At 34.2% G+C, this 14731-nt stretch carries 14 protein-coding genes; 10 read left to right on the forward strand and 4 right to left on the reverse strand.

What is annotated here, in order from left to right:
* Window positions 1–254: 254 nt before the first annotated feature.
* From tssC to JMI89_RS10100, 4 genes are all read right to left on the reverse strand, one after another.
* The gene (gene tssC / locus JMI89_RS10085; RefSeq protein WP_187755976.1) at window positions 255–1784 is read right to left on the reverse strand and encodes a type VI secretion system contractile sheath large subunit; all 1530 of its coding nucleotides are present in this window, start codon (window positions 1782–1784) and stop codon (window positions 255–257) included.
* Window positions 1785–1871: 87 nt separating this feature from the next.
* On the reverse strand, window positions 1872–2375 hold the full coding sequence (tssB, locus tag JMI89_RS10090; RefSeq protein WP_187755977.1) for a type VI secretion system contractile sheath small subunit: 504 nt from the start codon (window positions 2373–2375) through the stop codon (window positions 1872–1874).
* 1085 nt (window positions 2376–3460) lie between these two features.
* Window positions 3461–3862 carry a hypothetical protein gene (locus JMI89_RS10095; RefSeq protein ID WP_187755978.1) on the reverse strand — a complete coding sequence of 134 codons (402 nt, stop codon included), beginning with the start codon at window positions 3860–3862 and terminating at the stop codon, window positions 3461–3463.
* A gap of 26 nt (window positions 3863–3888) precedes the next feature.
* A complete protein-coding gene (locus JMI89_RS10100; RefSeq protein WP_220680003.1) occupies window positions 3889–4974 on the reverse strand; it encodes a class I SAM-dependent methyltransferase in 1086 nt (361 codons plus the stop codon).
* Between the two features lie 317 nt (window positions 4975–5291).
* Between JMI89_RS10100 and JMI89_RS10105 the strand changes: the two genes are divergently transcribed.
* Genes JMI89_RS10105 through JMI89_RS10150 form a run of 10 tightly spaced genes read left to right on the forward strand, consistent with a single transcriptional unit; the run spans window position 5292 to window position 14699 of the window.
* A complete protein-coding gene (locus JMI89_RS10105) occupies window positions 5292–6017 on the forward strand; it encodes a beta-ketoacyl synthase chain length factor (RefSeq protein WP_220680004.1) in 726 nt (241 codons plus the stop codon).
* Window positions 6002–6787 (forward strand): 1-acyl-sn-glycerol-3-phosphate acyltransferase, encoded by a 786-nt coding sequence (locus JMI89_RS10110; RefSeq protein ID WP_187755981.1) that lies wholly within the window; start codon window positions 6002–6004, stop codon window positions 6785–6787. The genes JMI89_RS10105 and JMI89_RS10110 overlap by 16 nt, the downstream gene beginning before the upstream one ends.
* Window positions 6788–6829: 42 nt before the next feature.
* Window positions 6830–7087 (forward strand): phosphopantetheine-binding protein, encoded by a 258-nt coding sequence (locus tag JMI89_RS10115; RefSeq protein WP_187755982.1) that lies wholly within the window; start codon window positions 6830–6832, stop codon window positions 7085–7087.
* 16 nt (window positions 7088–7103) lie between these two features.
* On the forward strand, window positions 7104–7349 hold the full coding sequence (locus tag JMI89_RS10120) for an acyl carrier protein (protein WP_187755983.1): 246 nt from the start codon (window positions 7104–7106) through the stop codon (window positions 7347–7349).
* 37 nt (window positions 7350–7386) lie between these two features.
* Window positions 7387–7938: a hypothetical protein gene (locus tag JMI89_RS10125; protein ID WP_187755984.1), complete on the forward strand. Its 552-nt coding sequence runs from the start codon at window positions 7387–7389 to the stop codon at window positions 7936–7938.
* Window positions 7908–9635 carry an AMP-binding protein gene (locus JMI89_RS10130; RefSeq protein ID WP_220680005.1) on the forward strand — a complete coding sequence of 576 codons (1728 nt, stop codon included), beginning with the start codon at window positions 7908–7910 and terminating at the stop codon, window positions 9633–9635. Before JMI89_RS10125 ends, JMI89_RS10130 begins: the two co-directional genes overlap by 31 nt.
* The gene (locus JMI89_RS10135) at window positions 9626–11377 is read left to right on the forward strand and encodes a glycosyltransferase (protein WP_220680006.1); all 1752 of its coding nucleotides are present in this window, start codon (window positions 9626–9628) and stop codon (window positions 11375–11377) included. Before JMI89_RS10130 ends, JMI89_RS10135 begins: the two co-directional genes overlap by 10 nt.
* The gene (locus tag JMI89_RS10140; RefSeq protein WP_187755987.1) at window positions 11367–11789 is read left to right on the forward strand and encodes a thioesterase family protein; all 423 of its coding nucleotides are present in this window, start codon (window positions 11367–11369) and stop codon (window positions 11787–11789) included. The genes JMI89_RS10135 and JMI89_RS10140 overlap by 11 nt, the downstream gene beginning before the upstream one ends.
* Entirely contained in the window at window positions 11786–12397 is a 612-nt protein-coding gene (locus tag JMI89_RS10145; RefSeq protein ID WP_187755988.1) for an outer membrane lipoprotein carrier protein LolA, read from the forward strand. The genes JMI89_RS10140 and JMI89_RS10145 overlap by 4 nt, the downstream gene beginning before the upstream one ends.
* Window positions 12375–14699 carry an MMPL family transporter gene (locus tag JMI89_RS10150; RefSeq protein ID WP_220680007.1) on the forward strand — a complete coding sequence of 775 codons (2325 nt, stop codon included), beginning with the start codon at window positions 12375–12377 and terminating at the stop codon, window positions 14697–14699. The genes JMI89_RS10145 and JMI89_RS10150 overlap by 23 nt, the downstream gene beginning before the upstream one ends.
* Window positions 14700–14731 lie beyond the last annotated feature (32 nt).

The following is a 14731-nucleotide window of genomic DNA, read 5'->3' on the forward strand; positions in this document are numbered from 1 at the left end:
CACTTATGTGATCGTTTTATGCAATACTAAAAGCCGTTCTCACTTTATTAAGAATCATTTAGTAGCACGCATTTATAATGATGCGAACGATATTATTAACTTATAAATCTCATACCTGTTTGACAGTCATAAACAAATTTAAATATAAAATTTAAAAATAGGCTTTTTAACTCACCTCACTGACCTTATTAGACCGGTGAGGTGGCGAACTCAAAAGTTTATTTCTGCATTTAACATAGCATTGTTCTCAATGCTTAAGCTTTTGCTTTAGGCATTTGTGATACCATTGATAAATTAATATCCATTCCCTCGATTTGGAAATGTGGCACCAAGAATGTTTTGACTCTGAAGAAGCCTGGGTTATCCTCTATATCTTCAACAATAACTTGTGCTTGACGTAATGGATGAGAAGCTTGCACTTCATCGCTTGGATCTGTCATTTCTGTCACCAAGTTATTAATCCATTTATTAAGTTCCAGTTCAAGAACTCGGCGATCTTTAGTTGCACCAATATTTTCACGTTGTATCACTTTAAGATAATGAGCAATACGTGAAAGTAAGAAAATGTAAGGTAAACGTGAATTAATACGGCTATTCGCTGTCGCTTCTTTGGTATCATATATCGCTGGTTTTTGTGCCGAGTTAGCAGAGAAGAAGCAAGCATAATCACGGTTTTTATAAAAAGATAGTGGAATAAAGCCAAGATTAGCAAACTCAAACTCTCGGGTTTCAGGAATTAACACTTCGGTTGGAATTTTAACTTGATTACCCGTACCGAGATCATATAAATGAATTGGCAGATCTTCAACTAAACCACCAGCTTGAGGACCACGAATTTGTACACACCAACCATTGCTAACAAAGCTTTGTACCATATTGGCAGCAAAAGCAAATGATGCATTTGCCCATAAATAACGGTCATGATCAGGACCTTTAACATCTTCAACATAGTTAAAGCTACGCACCGGCACAGTTTCTGGCCCATATGGTAAACGCGCCAATACTCTTGGCAAGGTTAAACCAATATAACGTGAATCATCGGTTTCTCTAAAACTATTCCATTTGGTGTATTCTGCACGATCAAAGTAGTTAGCGATGTCTTTAATTGCAGCCACTTCATCCATATTTTTCTTACCGAAGAATTTTGGACCAACCGATGCAATAAATGGCATATGCGCTGCCGCAGCGACTTTTGATACGTTTCGTAATAGAGCAATATCTTGTGGACCACGATCAAATTCATAATTAGAAATTGTCACACCAAGTGGTTCACCACCCGGCGTATCATATTCTTGAATGTAAGTATGACGATAAAAACCGGTTTGGTTAATTTCTGGCGCATCTTCAAAATCTTGACGCAAGTCATCTTTTGATACGTCTAATAATTCAATTTTTACATTACGACGGAAGTCAGTACGGTCAACTAAAAATTTTAAGCCACGCCATGTTGCTTCGATTTCTTGAAAAACAGGATGATGCATAATGGCATCGAGTTGCCGACTTAATTTTTGGTCAATTTGACTAATATGATAATCTAGAAGATGCTTGTCTAATTTTTCAATTTTTTGTGAAGAATCTTGAATCATTTTTAGTAAAATATTGACCGCCATTGTCACGCGTTCATTGGGTGAAGATTCCGATAAAGTATCATTGTCTTCATACTTATCCATATCCTGTGCTTTATCGATCGGATTTAAATTAATTTTATTAAACAAGGATTGATATACGCCACTGGCGTCTTGTGTCACCGTTTGAACTGATTGTTCTACTTTTTGTTCTGACATAGTTCTATTCCTTTTATCATGATCCAATTTTGATCATCAGCTTTTCTTGCAAATTAGTTAATTACAGCACAATTACGACTGCTAAATTTATTCTTGAGTATTTTGGGCAACAATGGCATTTAATTCTGCGCGAAGTTCATCTGAAAGTTGTTCATCTTTAACGATTTTTTCCAACTCATGACGAAATGTTGCATTATCCATCAAGTTAGATTTGAGATCTCTCAACAGGTTGCGCATAGCCAGCAGTGAACGTAGTTGGGGAATTTTTTTAGCGACTTGTTCTGGCTTAAAATCATTCATCGATTGAAAATCGAGATTAACGTTAACTTCAGAATTGTCACCGGCAAGCGTATCCTGAACTGAAATCGTTGCTTGAGGATTTAATTCTTTTAAAACGGCATCAAAATTATTTTTATTGATTGATACTTTCTGTCTCTCAATAAGTGGACGAGTATCCTTACCATGACTGTAATTTCCCATAGCAAGAATTTTTAAGGGTAATTCAACCTTCTTTTGAGCCCCACCGGTATGAAGGTCTAGTTGAATATTAACACGTGAAGCGGGAACTTCATTTTGATAGCTATTTGACATAATTATTCCTCTTAGTAAATTCAATTGTTAACTTTACGATGACGAGTATATATAAGAGTAGCCATATCAACAACCGTATTGACGTATCAAAATTTATACTAAAATGAATTATTTTTTATGCGATTTTTGATTAAATTTTTATTATTTATAAGGTTAACGGTTAAGATTAATGGTGAAGATTATCTAAAAAGATTATTTATAATGCATTTTATTGTGCAAAAAATAGTCACCCATTTAAAATAAATATGCAATTGATCAGATTTTTAAGATACGAATTTAGATTATTCGATAATAACCATTGGTTAAACAGCATTAAAATTATTTGCACATCAGCATCGAATTAATAAGCGTTTATAACAGACTTTTTGCCAAACTGGCTTAACAAACCTTGCTTTTCCATCTAGTTTGCAGACGATCAAATAACACTCTGTCAGTGTATTATCCCCACTTTACCTGATTAGCGAATGTATTATCCTATTCCATACTATCTATGACAATGTCTGAATGTGGTGTACAGACCGTCGGAATAACATACCAATGCTTTGTATTTATGATCAATTTGATGAAACTATTGCTTACGCTTAAATTAGCTGTACACTATGATTAAAGCTTTTATTATCAATGATTTTTCTTCATAAGTTAAATTCAACAGAGTGAGTTAATCGGCAGCGTTGTTACATTCGCATACACTGTTTTGCTGGCTTCAAGCACAATGTGCTCTATCACAAGCTTGCGCAACGCTATTATGTTTAAATTCACCATAAAACCTTGCTGAATTATTGTTATTAACTTCATTTTAATGAGGTTATTTTATTAGACTGAAATCATTAACCCACAATAGAAATTTTTCAATTATGGTATGTCACACTATTTTAGCATCGATTAGGTGAGTTTATGTAAAAACTGTTGTAAAAAATTGATACCAGATTCGTCAAAATTGCCATTATCATAACGGGAAAAGACGATTAGATTAATGCAATAGTAAGGTCTATTAAGAGGGGATATTATGCGTATCATCTATGCAAAAATACCCTCTTATGAGGGTATTGCAAGTATTTAATTGATCATTAAACATAATCAAGTTGTTATTGTTTCTGCATAAAAGCGTTCTGTTGAATTTTCTGATCCAAATTTGCGACCCAACGTTGATAATTGCGATGCACTTTACCATTTGGTCCTTTTAAATTTTCGCTGGTAGAAGCATATTTAATCGTATAACCTTTTTCAGAATAGATTATATTAACGGTAACATTATAGCCTCGATTATAGAGTGATGCTTCAATAGTATTTTTATTAATAGCATGCATATTCCATGAACCAAAAGCACGTTGACCTTTTGTTGCAGCTGCTAAAATGGATTGTTTTACTTGCTCTTTGGTTAAGCCAGTTAATGCAGTATTGTAGTCTTGTGGTTCTTGGTATTTTCCCGCACAACCAAATAAAGATATAGCTAAAACAGCTGATAATATGATTTTCCAAAACTTCATCTGTTACTCCTTGATATATTATTAGTTTAACGTTTTTTACAAATAAGTAAGGTATGACCTAAACCTAGACCATCAATATCTTGTTCAACATGAAAACCCGCTTTATTCAAGCATTGGTAAAATGTTTTAGAATGATAAAAACGGCTATTTCCATTAGCAAAGCAAGTAAAATAAAGTGATGAAGCATTCAAACTTAATGCTCCTGCTTCGAAAGGTTGTCGATCCCAAAACATTTCCATAATACAGACAACTGCGTCATTTTTCATGCTAGCGTGAATCAGTGACAAAATTGCGATAATTTGTGCTTCGCTAAAACAATCGAGAAATTGACTCATCCACCATAAATCAGCTTGATTAGGTAATGACTCCGCCGACAATAAATTAACCGGATAACCTGTAATACGAGACGCAAATCCCGCTGCCTGAATGTTTTCTTGTGCTAGCTTAATTTGTTGCGGTAAATCTAGTAGTGTAATTTGGATATTAGGATCTTGATTAGCACAAAATAAAGCCCATTTACCGGTATTACCACCAACATCATAAATATGTTGCGGATTAAGTGATTTAATTTGTTTAAATGCATCAGGAAATGAACTATCAGAATAGAAATGATCGAATTCAAACCAACTTTTTTTCGCTTTAGTTGGCAATTGACTTAAGTATGGATAAATACTTTGCCAATCGCCAAATACTTGTAAACCTGAAGGCTTGCCTTCTACTAGCGCTTGCTCAAGATATTGCATTCCTTCGTAGCACACATCTTGAGTGAAATCTATATTAACATTGGTCATTTTATCATGTAACAAATAATGGCCGATTTTTGCCAAAATATAATGATCATTGTGTAAATAAACAATATGCATACTTAATGCAACATCGAGCAATAATTGAATTGCGTAGGGTGATAATGCAATATTTTCACATATTTGCTCTATTTTAACCCCTTGCTGATGAAATTGATCCAAATAAGCTAATATACCTTTATTTCGCAAACATAATACAGCTTGAAATAAAATAGGAGAAAACGCAATTTTCTGGGCTTCGGTAATGGCATCTAATGCTGTATAAATCTCTTTGTCATATCTATATTTTTTTGGTTGTTTTGTATCCACTAATCTTCCTTTTTAATTTTAATTATTATTAGGATCCTTGATAACAAGAATAAGAGATTGCTATTTATAGTCTATTTAGGGTTTGAATTAGCGCATTATAATGGGTTTAATTTCAAAACCCAAATAATTAATTGTGCTATAATTGTAAAGTTATTAATTATCGTAAGTTTATTAAGTTAAAAAAATTAAAAAGGGTAATTGGTTAGAGATTGATTAATTTAAAATAGCACTTTCAAATTTTTTATTTTGGAAATCATTTAATCAACGATATAATATTTAATCTTTTATGATTGTTGTAAAATAATAAAAATAATGGCATGAAACTTTCTTTTTCAATTGAAAATTGGTTTGCGATATCTTCTGGTTTATTAAATCAGGCTCAATGGCTTGCATGGTCAAATAAGCAAAACCATGATTGGCATTTACCCTTACCTAAATTGACTAAATTACCACTCTTACAAGCACGCAGGATGAGTATTCCTTCTCGGCTTGCTGTTGAAGTTGGATTAGAATTAATTAAAGAAACCCAAGTTGATTTTGCTATTTTTATCAGTCGTCATGGCGAATTGGAAAGAACCTACAAAATTCTTGATACATTAAATCATAATCAAGATATTTCCCCAACTGACTTCGCTTTATCGGTACATAACACCGCTGCTGGATTATTATCAATTATTGCAAAACAAGCGATCCCGATTAGTTCAATTTCTGCTGGACAAGATGGATTTCATCAAGGATTAATTGAGGCGATATCGCTAATAACACAAGGTTTCAAACGTATTTTATTAATTGATTTTGATGGTGCGATTCCTGATTGCTATCATTCCCAAATTACGGTTACCGTGCCCGCTTATGCTACAGGTTTCATCATATCACAAGGTAATACGTGCGAAGCGGAATCTTTGGTTAATCTTGCCAATGAAGTTGTCCCCTATCAATCCGGTTATCCGCAATCACTCGCTTTTTTGCATGGTTATTTAAATAAGCAATCCTCTTTTTATCTAGAAGGAAATAAACAACACTGGTTATGGACGATAAACTAACGATAAAAAGATTACTAATCAAAATTAATCAATTTTGGCGAATCATTGCTACGGCAATTGGTTTTAGCTTATTTGGGTTAGGTGGATTATTTTTTTTGTGGCTGATATGGTTTAACTTACTCAGAATATTCGTTTGGAATAAAACCCAACGTGCAATTATTGCCCAATATAGTATTAGTTTAAGTTTTAAGCTTTTTTTATGGATAGTTAAATTACTGGGAATTATTAGCTACCAATTCAATGGGTTAGACAAACTCAAACAGGACAAACACTGTTTAGTGGTAGCAAATCATCCCTCGTTATTAGATTTTGTGTTATTGGCATCAGTTATGCCGCGTTGTGACTGCATGGTCAAGGAATCACTATTAAAAAATTTTTTTATCGGTGGCATTATTAAAACAGCGGATTATATTCCCAATACTGAGGCAAGCAGGATGCTACCTCATTGCCAACAAACATTAACAACAGATGGCCGGATTTTAATATTTCCTGAAGGGACACGTAGTATACCTAATGAGAAAATTAAACTTCAAAGAGGTGCGGCGAATATTGCATTACGCTGTCAGGCTGACATTAGGATTATTAACATAGAATGTTGGCCGCCATTCCTCATTAAACAACAGAAATGGTATGATGTGCCATTAAAAAAGCCTGTGTTTAATATTACAGTAGGGGAAAAAATCCCTATTAGTAATTATCTAAGTGAAAATCTTGCTCTTTCAGCAAGAGAATTAACTTATGACTTAACATTAAAACTAAGTCCTAAATAAAATGACATAGCAAAGATAAAACAATAAATACAAGGAAAATACATGACTCAATTACAAGAAGAAATAAAGCAACTTATCATTGACGTTCTAAATCTAGAAGAAATCACCCCTGATGATATTGATACCGATATGGCCTTGTTTGGCGATGGTTTAGGTTTAGATTCTATTGATGCTTTAGAATTAGGATTAGCTATCAAGAATCGTTATGGTATTGTACTCTCAGCCGAAAATGAGGAAACTAAACACATCTTTTATTCAGTAAAAACATTAGCTGATTTTGTCGCTTCCCAACAACATTAATAAAGGAATTTACTCAATGGATAAACAACAAATTTTTAATGAAATTCAATCAGCTTTAGTAAAACTATTTGAACTATCACCGGATGATATTAAACCTGAATCCAAATTGTTTGAGGAACTAGATTTAGATAGCATTGATGCGGTTGATCTGGTTGTTCATCTACAAAAAAAGATCGGTAAAAAAGTCGATCCAGAAACTTTTAAATCGGTCAGGACTGTTCAAGACGTTGTTGATTCTGTTGATAAATTGGTAAATGGTTAAGACGCATTTTTTCAAACTTGCAAGTATGACTAAGTTAATGGCAATCATAAAAATAATGATTAATATTTTATTAATCGGTTACCCTTTTATCATCTTTTTTTCATTACATCATGGTCACTTAAACTTAGCCATTTTAGGTCTGTTCATTATATTTATATTACGTTTATTAACATTACCGGCAATGAATTCACAACTATACTGGTTTAGTAAAATCATGCCGTTTGTCGGGTTGTTTTTAGCTAGTGTCAGCTGGTTATTGTCAGAATATCAATTATTACTTTATTATCCGGTTATGGTAAACAGTATTTTATTGACAATATTTGCCTATTCTTTAAAACATACACCGACTATCATCGAACGCTTTGCCAGAATAAAGCATCATAATCTATCAACAGCTCAAATACACTATACTCGCAACGTTACGATTTTTTGGTGTTATTTTTTTGTATTTAATGGCTCAATTTCTTTATTTACTTGCTTAATCGATGATTTACAGTGGTGGACATTATATAACGGTGCTATCAGTTACTGTTTAATTGGATTATGTATGGGGGGAGAATGGTTACTTCGCCAAAAATATCGCAATTAATACCACTAGTAGAACAAATAGATCGTGATGATAATGATGTGATTGCTATTCGCCAACATCAAGCCTTGTATGCTATTGATTTTAAGAAGTATATTGCTTCATTATATCAACAAATTAAATTATCGCCGGCAACACATTGGGCGATTGCTATGCAAGATAGTTTTTATTTTGTGGTTAGTTTGTTTGCCATACTTTATGCAGGTAAGCAACCTGTATTACTGAATCCAAGACAGAAAGAGATGACGTCTTTTTACCAAGCGTTAATCACTGACCACCTTACTTCAGAATGTGTGCCGTTAACGCCAGATCATCTGATTAATATTCACCATTTAAATACCGATACCGTTATTGATAATTTGCCATCAATACTACCGGCAACATTTGTGTCAGATAGTTTAACCATATTCACGTCAGGTTCTACTGGATTACCCAAGCCTGTTAGCAAAACCATCGCCCAATTGGAAACAGAAAGTCAAATCTTAACCAACCAGTTTACCCCATTATCCGATTTAGTCTTTATTGCTTCGGTAAGTCATGAACATATGTATGGCTTAACGTTTAAAATTGTCTTGGCGTTGATGAATCAAGCACCTTTTATTTGTGAAACCATCAGTTATCAAGAACAATTGGCTAGTTATCGTTACCGGAATATTCTGTATATTACAACACCATCTATTCTTAAAATGCTGGATGCCAATATTGCTCCAATTAGCTGTAACAAAGTCATATCAGCGGGTGGATTACTGACATTTCAGACGGCAAACCTTTGTTTAAAATGCTTTAATCGTTTACCTAATGAAATCTATGGTTCGACTGAAACTGGCATAATTGCCACACGTAGCCAATATCAAAGTGAAACGCCATGGCAGTTATTTGCTCCTATGAAATTAACATCACATCATGAAAATGAGCAAGTCGTGTTACACTCACCGCTAATTACACAACCGGAAATACTTAATGATAAAGTTGCAATCATTGACGATCAACATTTCTATCTTCAGGGACGGACAGATAAAATTGTAAAAATCTCAGAAAAAAGAGTATCTCTAACGTATATAGAACAACAGCTTGAAATACTTAACGAGATCACCCATGCAACAATTATCCCTCTTGAACAGAAAAATCGAACTATCTTAGCTGCGGCTATAATCTTATCTCAAATAGGTCAAGAAAAACTGCAACAACTGGGTCATTTCCAATTGACCCAATATTTTCGCCAACGATTAAAAGATAAATTATCTCTGGTAACTGTGCCCAAAAAATGGCGTTTTGTTAAACAACTGCCAGTTAACCAGCAGGGCAAATCCACCTATATTGAAATAAAAGCCCTATTCGAAAATCCTGAGTTAATAATGAAAAAATTACCCAAAGAACTTAATATTTCTGTGAATGACAATACCGCTGAGCTTGAACTCATAGTTCCAAATGATCTTTTTTGGTTTAATGGTCATTTTCCTACACAACCGTTATTACCTGGCGTAGTACAATTAAATTGGGTGATACATTATAGTGAAATCCTATTTGCCCAAAAATTTAATATTCAATCGCTTGAAATCATAAAATTTCAAATGCCTATACTACCCAATGACACGTTAATTTTACACATCAACTGGCTCAAAGAATTCAACAAATTACAATTTACATATACAGTTGCCAATAAAACAGCTAGTAGCGGGAAAATAAAACTATGCCAATAGATAGTGAAAATACTGATCATTTAACTCAGTACTGTTTCGTCATTCCATGCTTTAATCATAGCTATAAGATTTTTAACGTGCTACAGCAACTCGCACATTATCAACTACACTGTTTTATTATTGATGATGGTAGCGATATTGATAAAGCGGAAATGCTAAAAAATATCAGTCAACAATTTACTTGGGTTACCCTACATCGTTTACCAACGAATCAAGGTAAAGGTGTTGCAGTAATGACTGGAATGAAATTAGCCTATTCGCAAGGTTATAGCCATGCTATTCAAATCGATGCGGATGGACAACATAATAGTCATGATATTGCTAAGCTGATTGACCAATCATTGTGTCATCCAAAGGCTCTTATTTCCGGTAAACCGGTTTATGATGATTCGGTACCTAAACATCGCTTAATCGCACGTTATATCACGCATTTTTGGGTCTGGATAGAAACATTATCTTTTACAATTCAAGATAGTATGTGTGGATTTAGAATTTATCCACTTGAACAAACCATGCAAATAATGAATAAAAATAATATCGGTAATCGAATGAATTTTGATACCGAAATTATGGTGAGATTGTATTGGGATGGTGCTGAGGTAATTTTTATCCCAACAAACGTGATTTATCCCGCAGATGGGCTATCACACTTCAGGGCCGTTAAAGATAACTTACTCATTTCTTGGATGCATACCAAACTTTTTTTCGGTATGTTGCCGCGTGCTTATGCTTTGATAAAAAGAGATAATTCCCAACAAATGCCACAACAACATTGGTCACAAGTCAATGAACGTAAGGGGTTGTGGGGCATAAAGTTTATTTTAACTGCGTATCGTATTTTGGGGCGTAAAATAGCACAATTGATTATGCTTCCAGTCATTCTATATTTTTGGTTAACTGGCACAACACAGCGTAAAGCTTCCAAGGCTTATTTACAATTAATTAAACAACAGTATCCATCTGTTCCTCTGGTTAATAAAAATAAATTGACTACTTTTCAACATTTCTATCGATTTGGTGAATCGTTAATTGATAAATTAGCCAGTTGGCAAGGTGATATCACCATCAATGATCTCTATTATCCACATAAAGCCCTGTGTTTAGAGGTTATAGAAAAACGACAAGGCATTATTTTATTGGGATCACATCTTGGTGATTTAGAAATGTGTCGAGCTATTGCCAATCTATCCCACCACGTCACGATTAATGCCTTAGTGTTTACGCGCCATGCGACACGATTTAATCAGATTCTTGCTACGATAAATCCTAAAGCAACCATTAATTTAATTCAAGTCGATACACTTAATGCTAATAGCGCAATACTGCTTAAAGAAAAATTAGATCGCGGTGAATGGGTCGCCATTATGGGCGACAGAACGTCAACTAATCCTCATCAACGAACCGACGATGATGCCATCATATGGGCCAATTTTTTGGGCCAACCAGCACCTTTTCCCAAAGGTCCATTTATTCTATCATCGGCGCTAGGTGTTCCTGTTTACCTTGTTTGGGGATTAAAACCAAACGGACGTTATCAATTCTATTTTGAACATTTTAGTGAACAATTACGCTTACCACGTAAAGAACGACAGCAAATCTTACAAGCTACCGTACAGCGTTATGCTACACGTTTAGAATATTACTGTTTAATGTCGCCACTTGATTGGTTTAATTTTTATGACTTTTGGCACTATACTAAGCCCACACAACTGACAAAAAAAGATAATAATTATGATAAATAATACAATTCACAGTGCCACAATCGAAGTCATCACTTCATTTCATGATACTGATGCCATGGGCGTTGTCTGGCATGGTAATTATTTAAAGTTTTTTGAGAAGGCCCGTGAAGCTTTGTTTAAAAAATTTAATTATGGTTACAAAGAGATGCTTGATTCCGGCTATGTTTGGCCCATTATCGATACTCGCGTTAAATACGTTGTTGCCACCATAGCAGAACAGACCCTGCAAATAACCGTGCAATTAGCCGAATATGAAAATCGTATAAAATTAAATTATATAGTAAGAGACGCTATAACAGGTAAAAAAACGACCACTGGATATACCATTCAAGTTGCCGTTAATGCCGTGAATAAAGAGATGAGTTTTGTTACGCCACCAATCTTTTTAGAACGTTTTGGATTAATCACATGAAAAATTTCCTGATACTCTGTTTTATTCTTCCTTCGATATTTTTTGTCAGTAATGGTCAGGCCATAACGCTGGATGAATTACAACAAAAATTTAGTCAATATCCGGTTACGCGTGCTAATTTCACACAAGATAGATATATTCAAGGTATGAACAAGCCCTTACATTCAACGGGGCGAATGATCATATCACAACACCATGGATTATGGTGGCAACAGTTGACTCCATTTGCCTTGACGCTAAAAATGAATGATCAACGTATGCAACAAATCATTGGTCAACAACCACCACAAATTATCAGAGCGGATGAACAGCCACAATTATTTCAATTTAATACCTTATTAGCCGCAATTTTTAATGCTGATAAAATTACCCTTGAAAAAAATTTTCAACTGAACTTATCTGATTCTGATAATGCACAAAAATGGCAACTGATATTGATACCGAAAATGGCTCCTTTAAATAAAATTTTTCATAAAATTACCTTAATCGGTGACCAATATTTATTACAAATTACCATTGATGATAAGCAAAACGATAAAACATTGATTGTTTTTACTGATCATCAAACATTACCCTTAACTGAAAATGAAAAACATTTATTCGATTAATTGTGATACCTTGAAAAAAGCAGCTGTTTTATGGGGGCTAATTGTTCTTGGACTATTAGTATTGGCAATATATTTACTGCCAAAAAGTAAACTTAATACCAGTGTACTATCATTATTACCTCAAACACAAAATACAGCTGTTCCTGCAGAGTTAATGACAGGTTTTCAAGAACGCTTAGATAAGCAATTAGTGTGGTTAATTAAACCCAAACTATCCGATGACCTTGAACCAGTAAAATGGTGGTATGACAACTTAACCCAGCAAAAATTTATTGAAAAAGTCAATGGGTTAATGGATCAACAATTTCAGCAAGAATGGGCTAAAACAGCGTATCAATATCGTTATCAACTTATCGATACTGATACCCTAACAAAGATAAAAAATGGCACACATTTACCTTGGATATTAAGTCAACTTTATTCGCCATTTAGTGGCTTAACCATGAATGAACTTAATCATGATCCATTGCTCATAACACGTTCAACACAATTAAATCAACTTAGTCATAGCGGTAATTTAACCGTTAATAATCATTGGCTGACAGCTAAAGATGAACAAAATAATACTTGGTATATGATCTATGCTCAACTGCAAGGTTCCTCATTTAATATGCAGCAATCACAGCAGATTATTAAACAACTCGATGAATTAACGCTGTTACTTAAACAACAATGGCCAGATACAGAAATTATCAAACGAGGCGTATTGTTCTATAGTGATTATGCCAGTTCTCAAGCCAAAAATGATATCTCAACGATTGGTAGTCTGTCGATTCTCGGCATTGTAATCCTCATTTTAGTCATTTTCCGTTCTATACGTCCTATTTTATTGACACTTCTGTCGATTTCGATTGGTATTCTTTGTGGAATAGTTGCCGTAGTAGCGCTATTTGGTGAAATACATATTATTACCCTCGTTATGAGTACCAGTATTATTGGGATTGCGATTGATTATGCCCTACATTATTTAACCGAGCGTATGTTACATGGGAATCAAGAAACCGCGTGGCAAAGTCTTAACAATCTCCTTTATACCTTAATAATTGCTCTGACGACTAGCTTAATTGCTTACGTTATTTTGTTGTTTACGCCCTTCCCGGGATTAAAACAATTAGCAACCTTTGCGATTTTTGGTTTAATGGGAGCTTTTTTTACCGTTATATGCTGGTACCCATTTCTCGTTAATAATTTGCCGGTAAGATTAAATATTGGCGAACGTTATTTAACGGGTTGGTTAACATTATGGCAAAAAAACAGCATGCAAATAATAATGACATTAATGATGACTACTTTTATTGCCATAGGGCTCACACAATTAAAAATTGATGATGATATCGGACAGTTACAAACATTACCTACCGATTTATATCAACAGGAACAAAAAATTATAGCTATAACAAAGCAAAGTCATGATCAAAAATGGTTTGTTGTCTACGGCCAAACCCCGGAACAAACTTTACAACGACTCGAAGCATTCATCCCAATACTAAATCAGGCCAAACAAGATGGATTAATCGGCTCATATCAAACGATAAATTTATTCTCACTCCAGCAACAACAACAGAATATTGATACTATCAAACAATATGCACCTGCTATTATAGACGGGTTAGAAGATATGGGTTTAACGCCTGAGAATAGTCGTCTAAATCTCAATGAATTAGCGCTTATGACCCCACAACAATGGCTAAATAGTTCAATCAGTGAAGGACGCAATTTACTCTGGCTTAGTTTAACTGACGGGCAAAGTGCAACATTAATACCGATTAGTGATATTAAAAACATAACCAAGTTAAGTGACTTATCTTCTGGAATATCAGGAGTGCAGTGGTTAGATCGACGACAAGAATTTAATGATATGTTTACGCATTATCGTATTCATTTAAGTGAATTATTGGTTTTTGCCATTATCATAATTTGTGCTACTTTTATATATCGGAATCGTAATAATGGTTTGTTTATGGCCATTAAAAGCACGTTACCGACCTTATTATCGATTGGTGCCTCATTGGCTATCCTCGGCATAACTCAGCAATCACTTAATCTATTTTCGATGTTAGCATTAATTTTAGTTATTGGTATTGGTATTGATTATAGTTTATTCTTAAGCAATACCAAGAGCCAAACAACTGGCGCATTATTAGCTGTATCGATGGCAGCATTAACCACCTTGCTATCGTTTGGTTTGTTAGTATTAAGCCATACTAACGCTATCGTTGGTTTTGGTTTAGTACTCACTGGTGGCATTTTTACAGCATACTTATTTGCGCCAATTTGCCAACCGCAAAATAAACAACACTAATTAATCAAAATAAATAATAATCAAATAATTAG

This window comes from Frischella sp. Ac48, from assembly GCF_019641635.1.
Classification (GTDB): Bacteria; Pseudomonadota; Gammaproteobacteria; order Enterobacterales; family Orbaceae; genus Frischella; species Frischella japonica.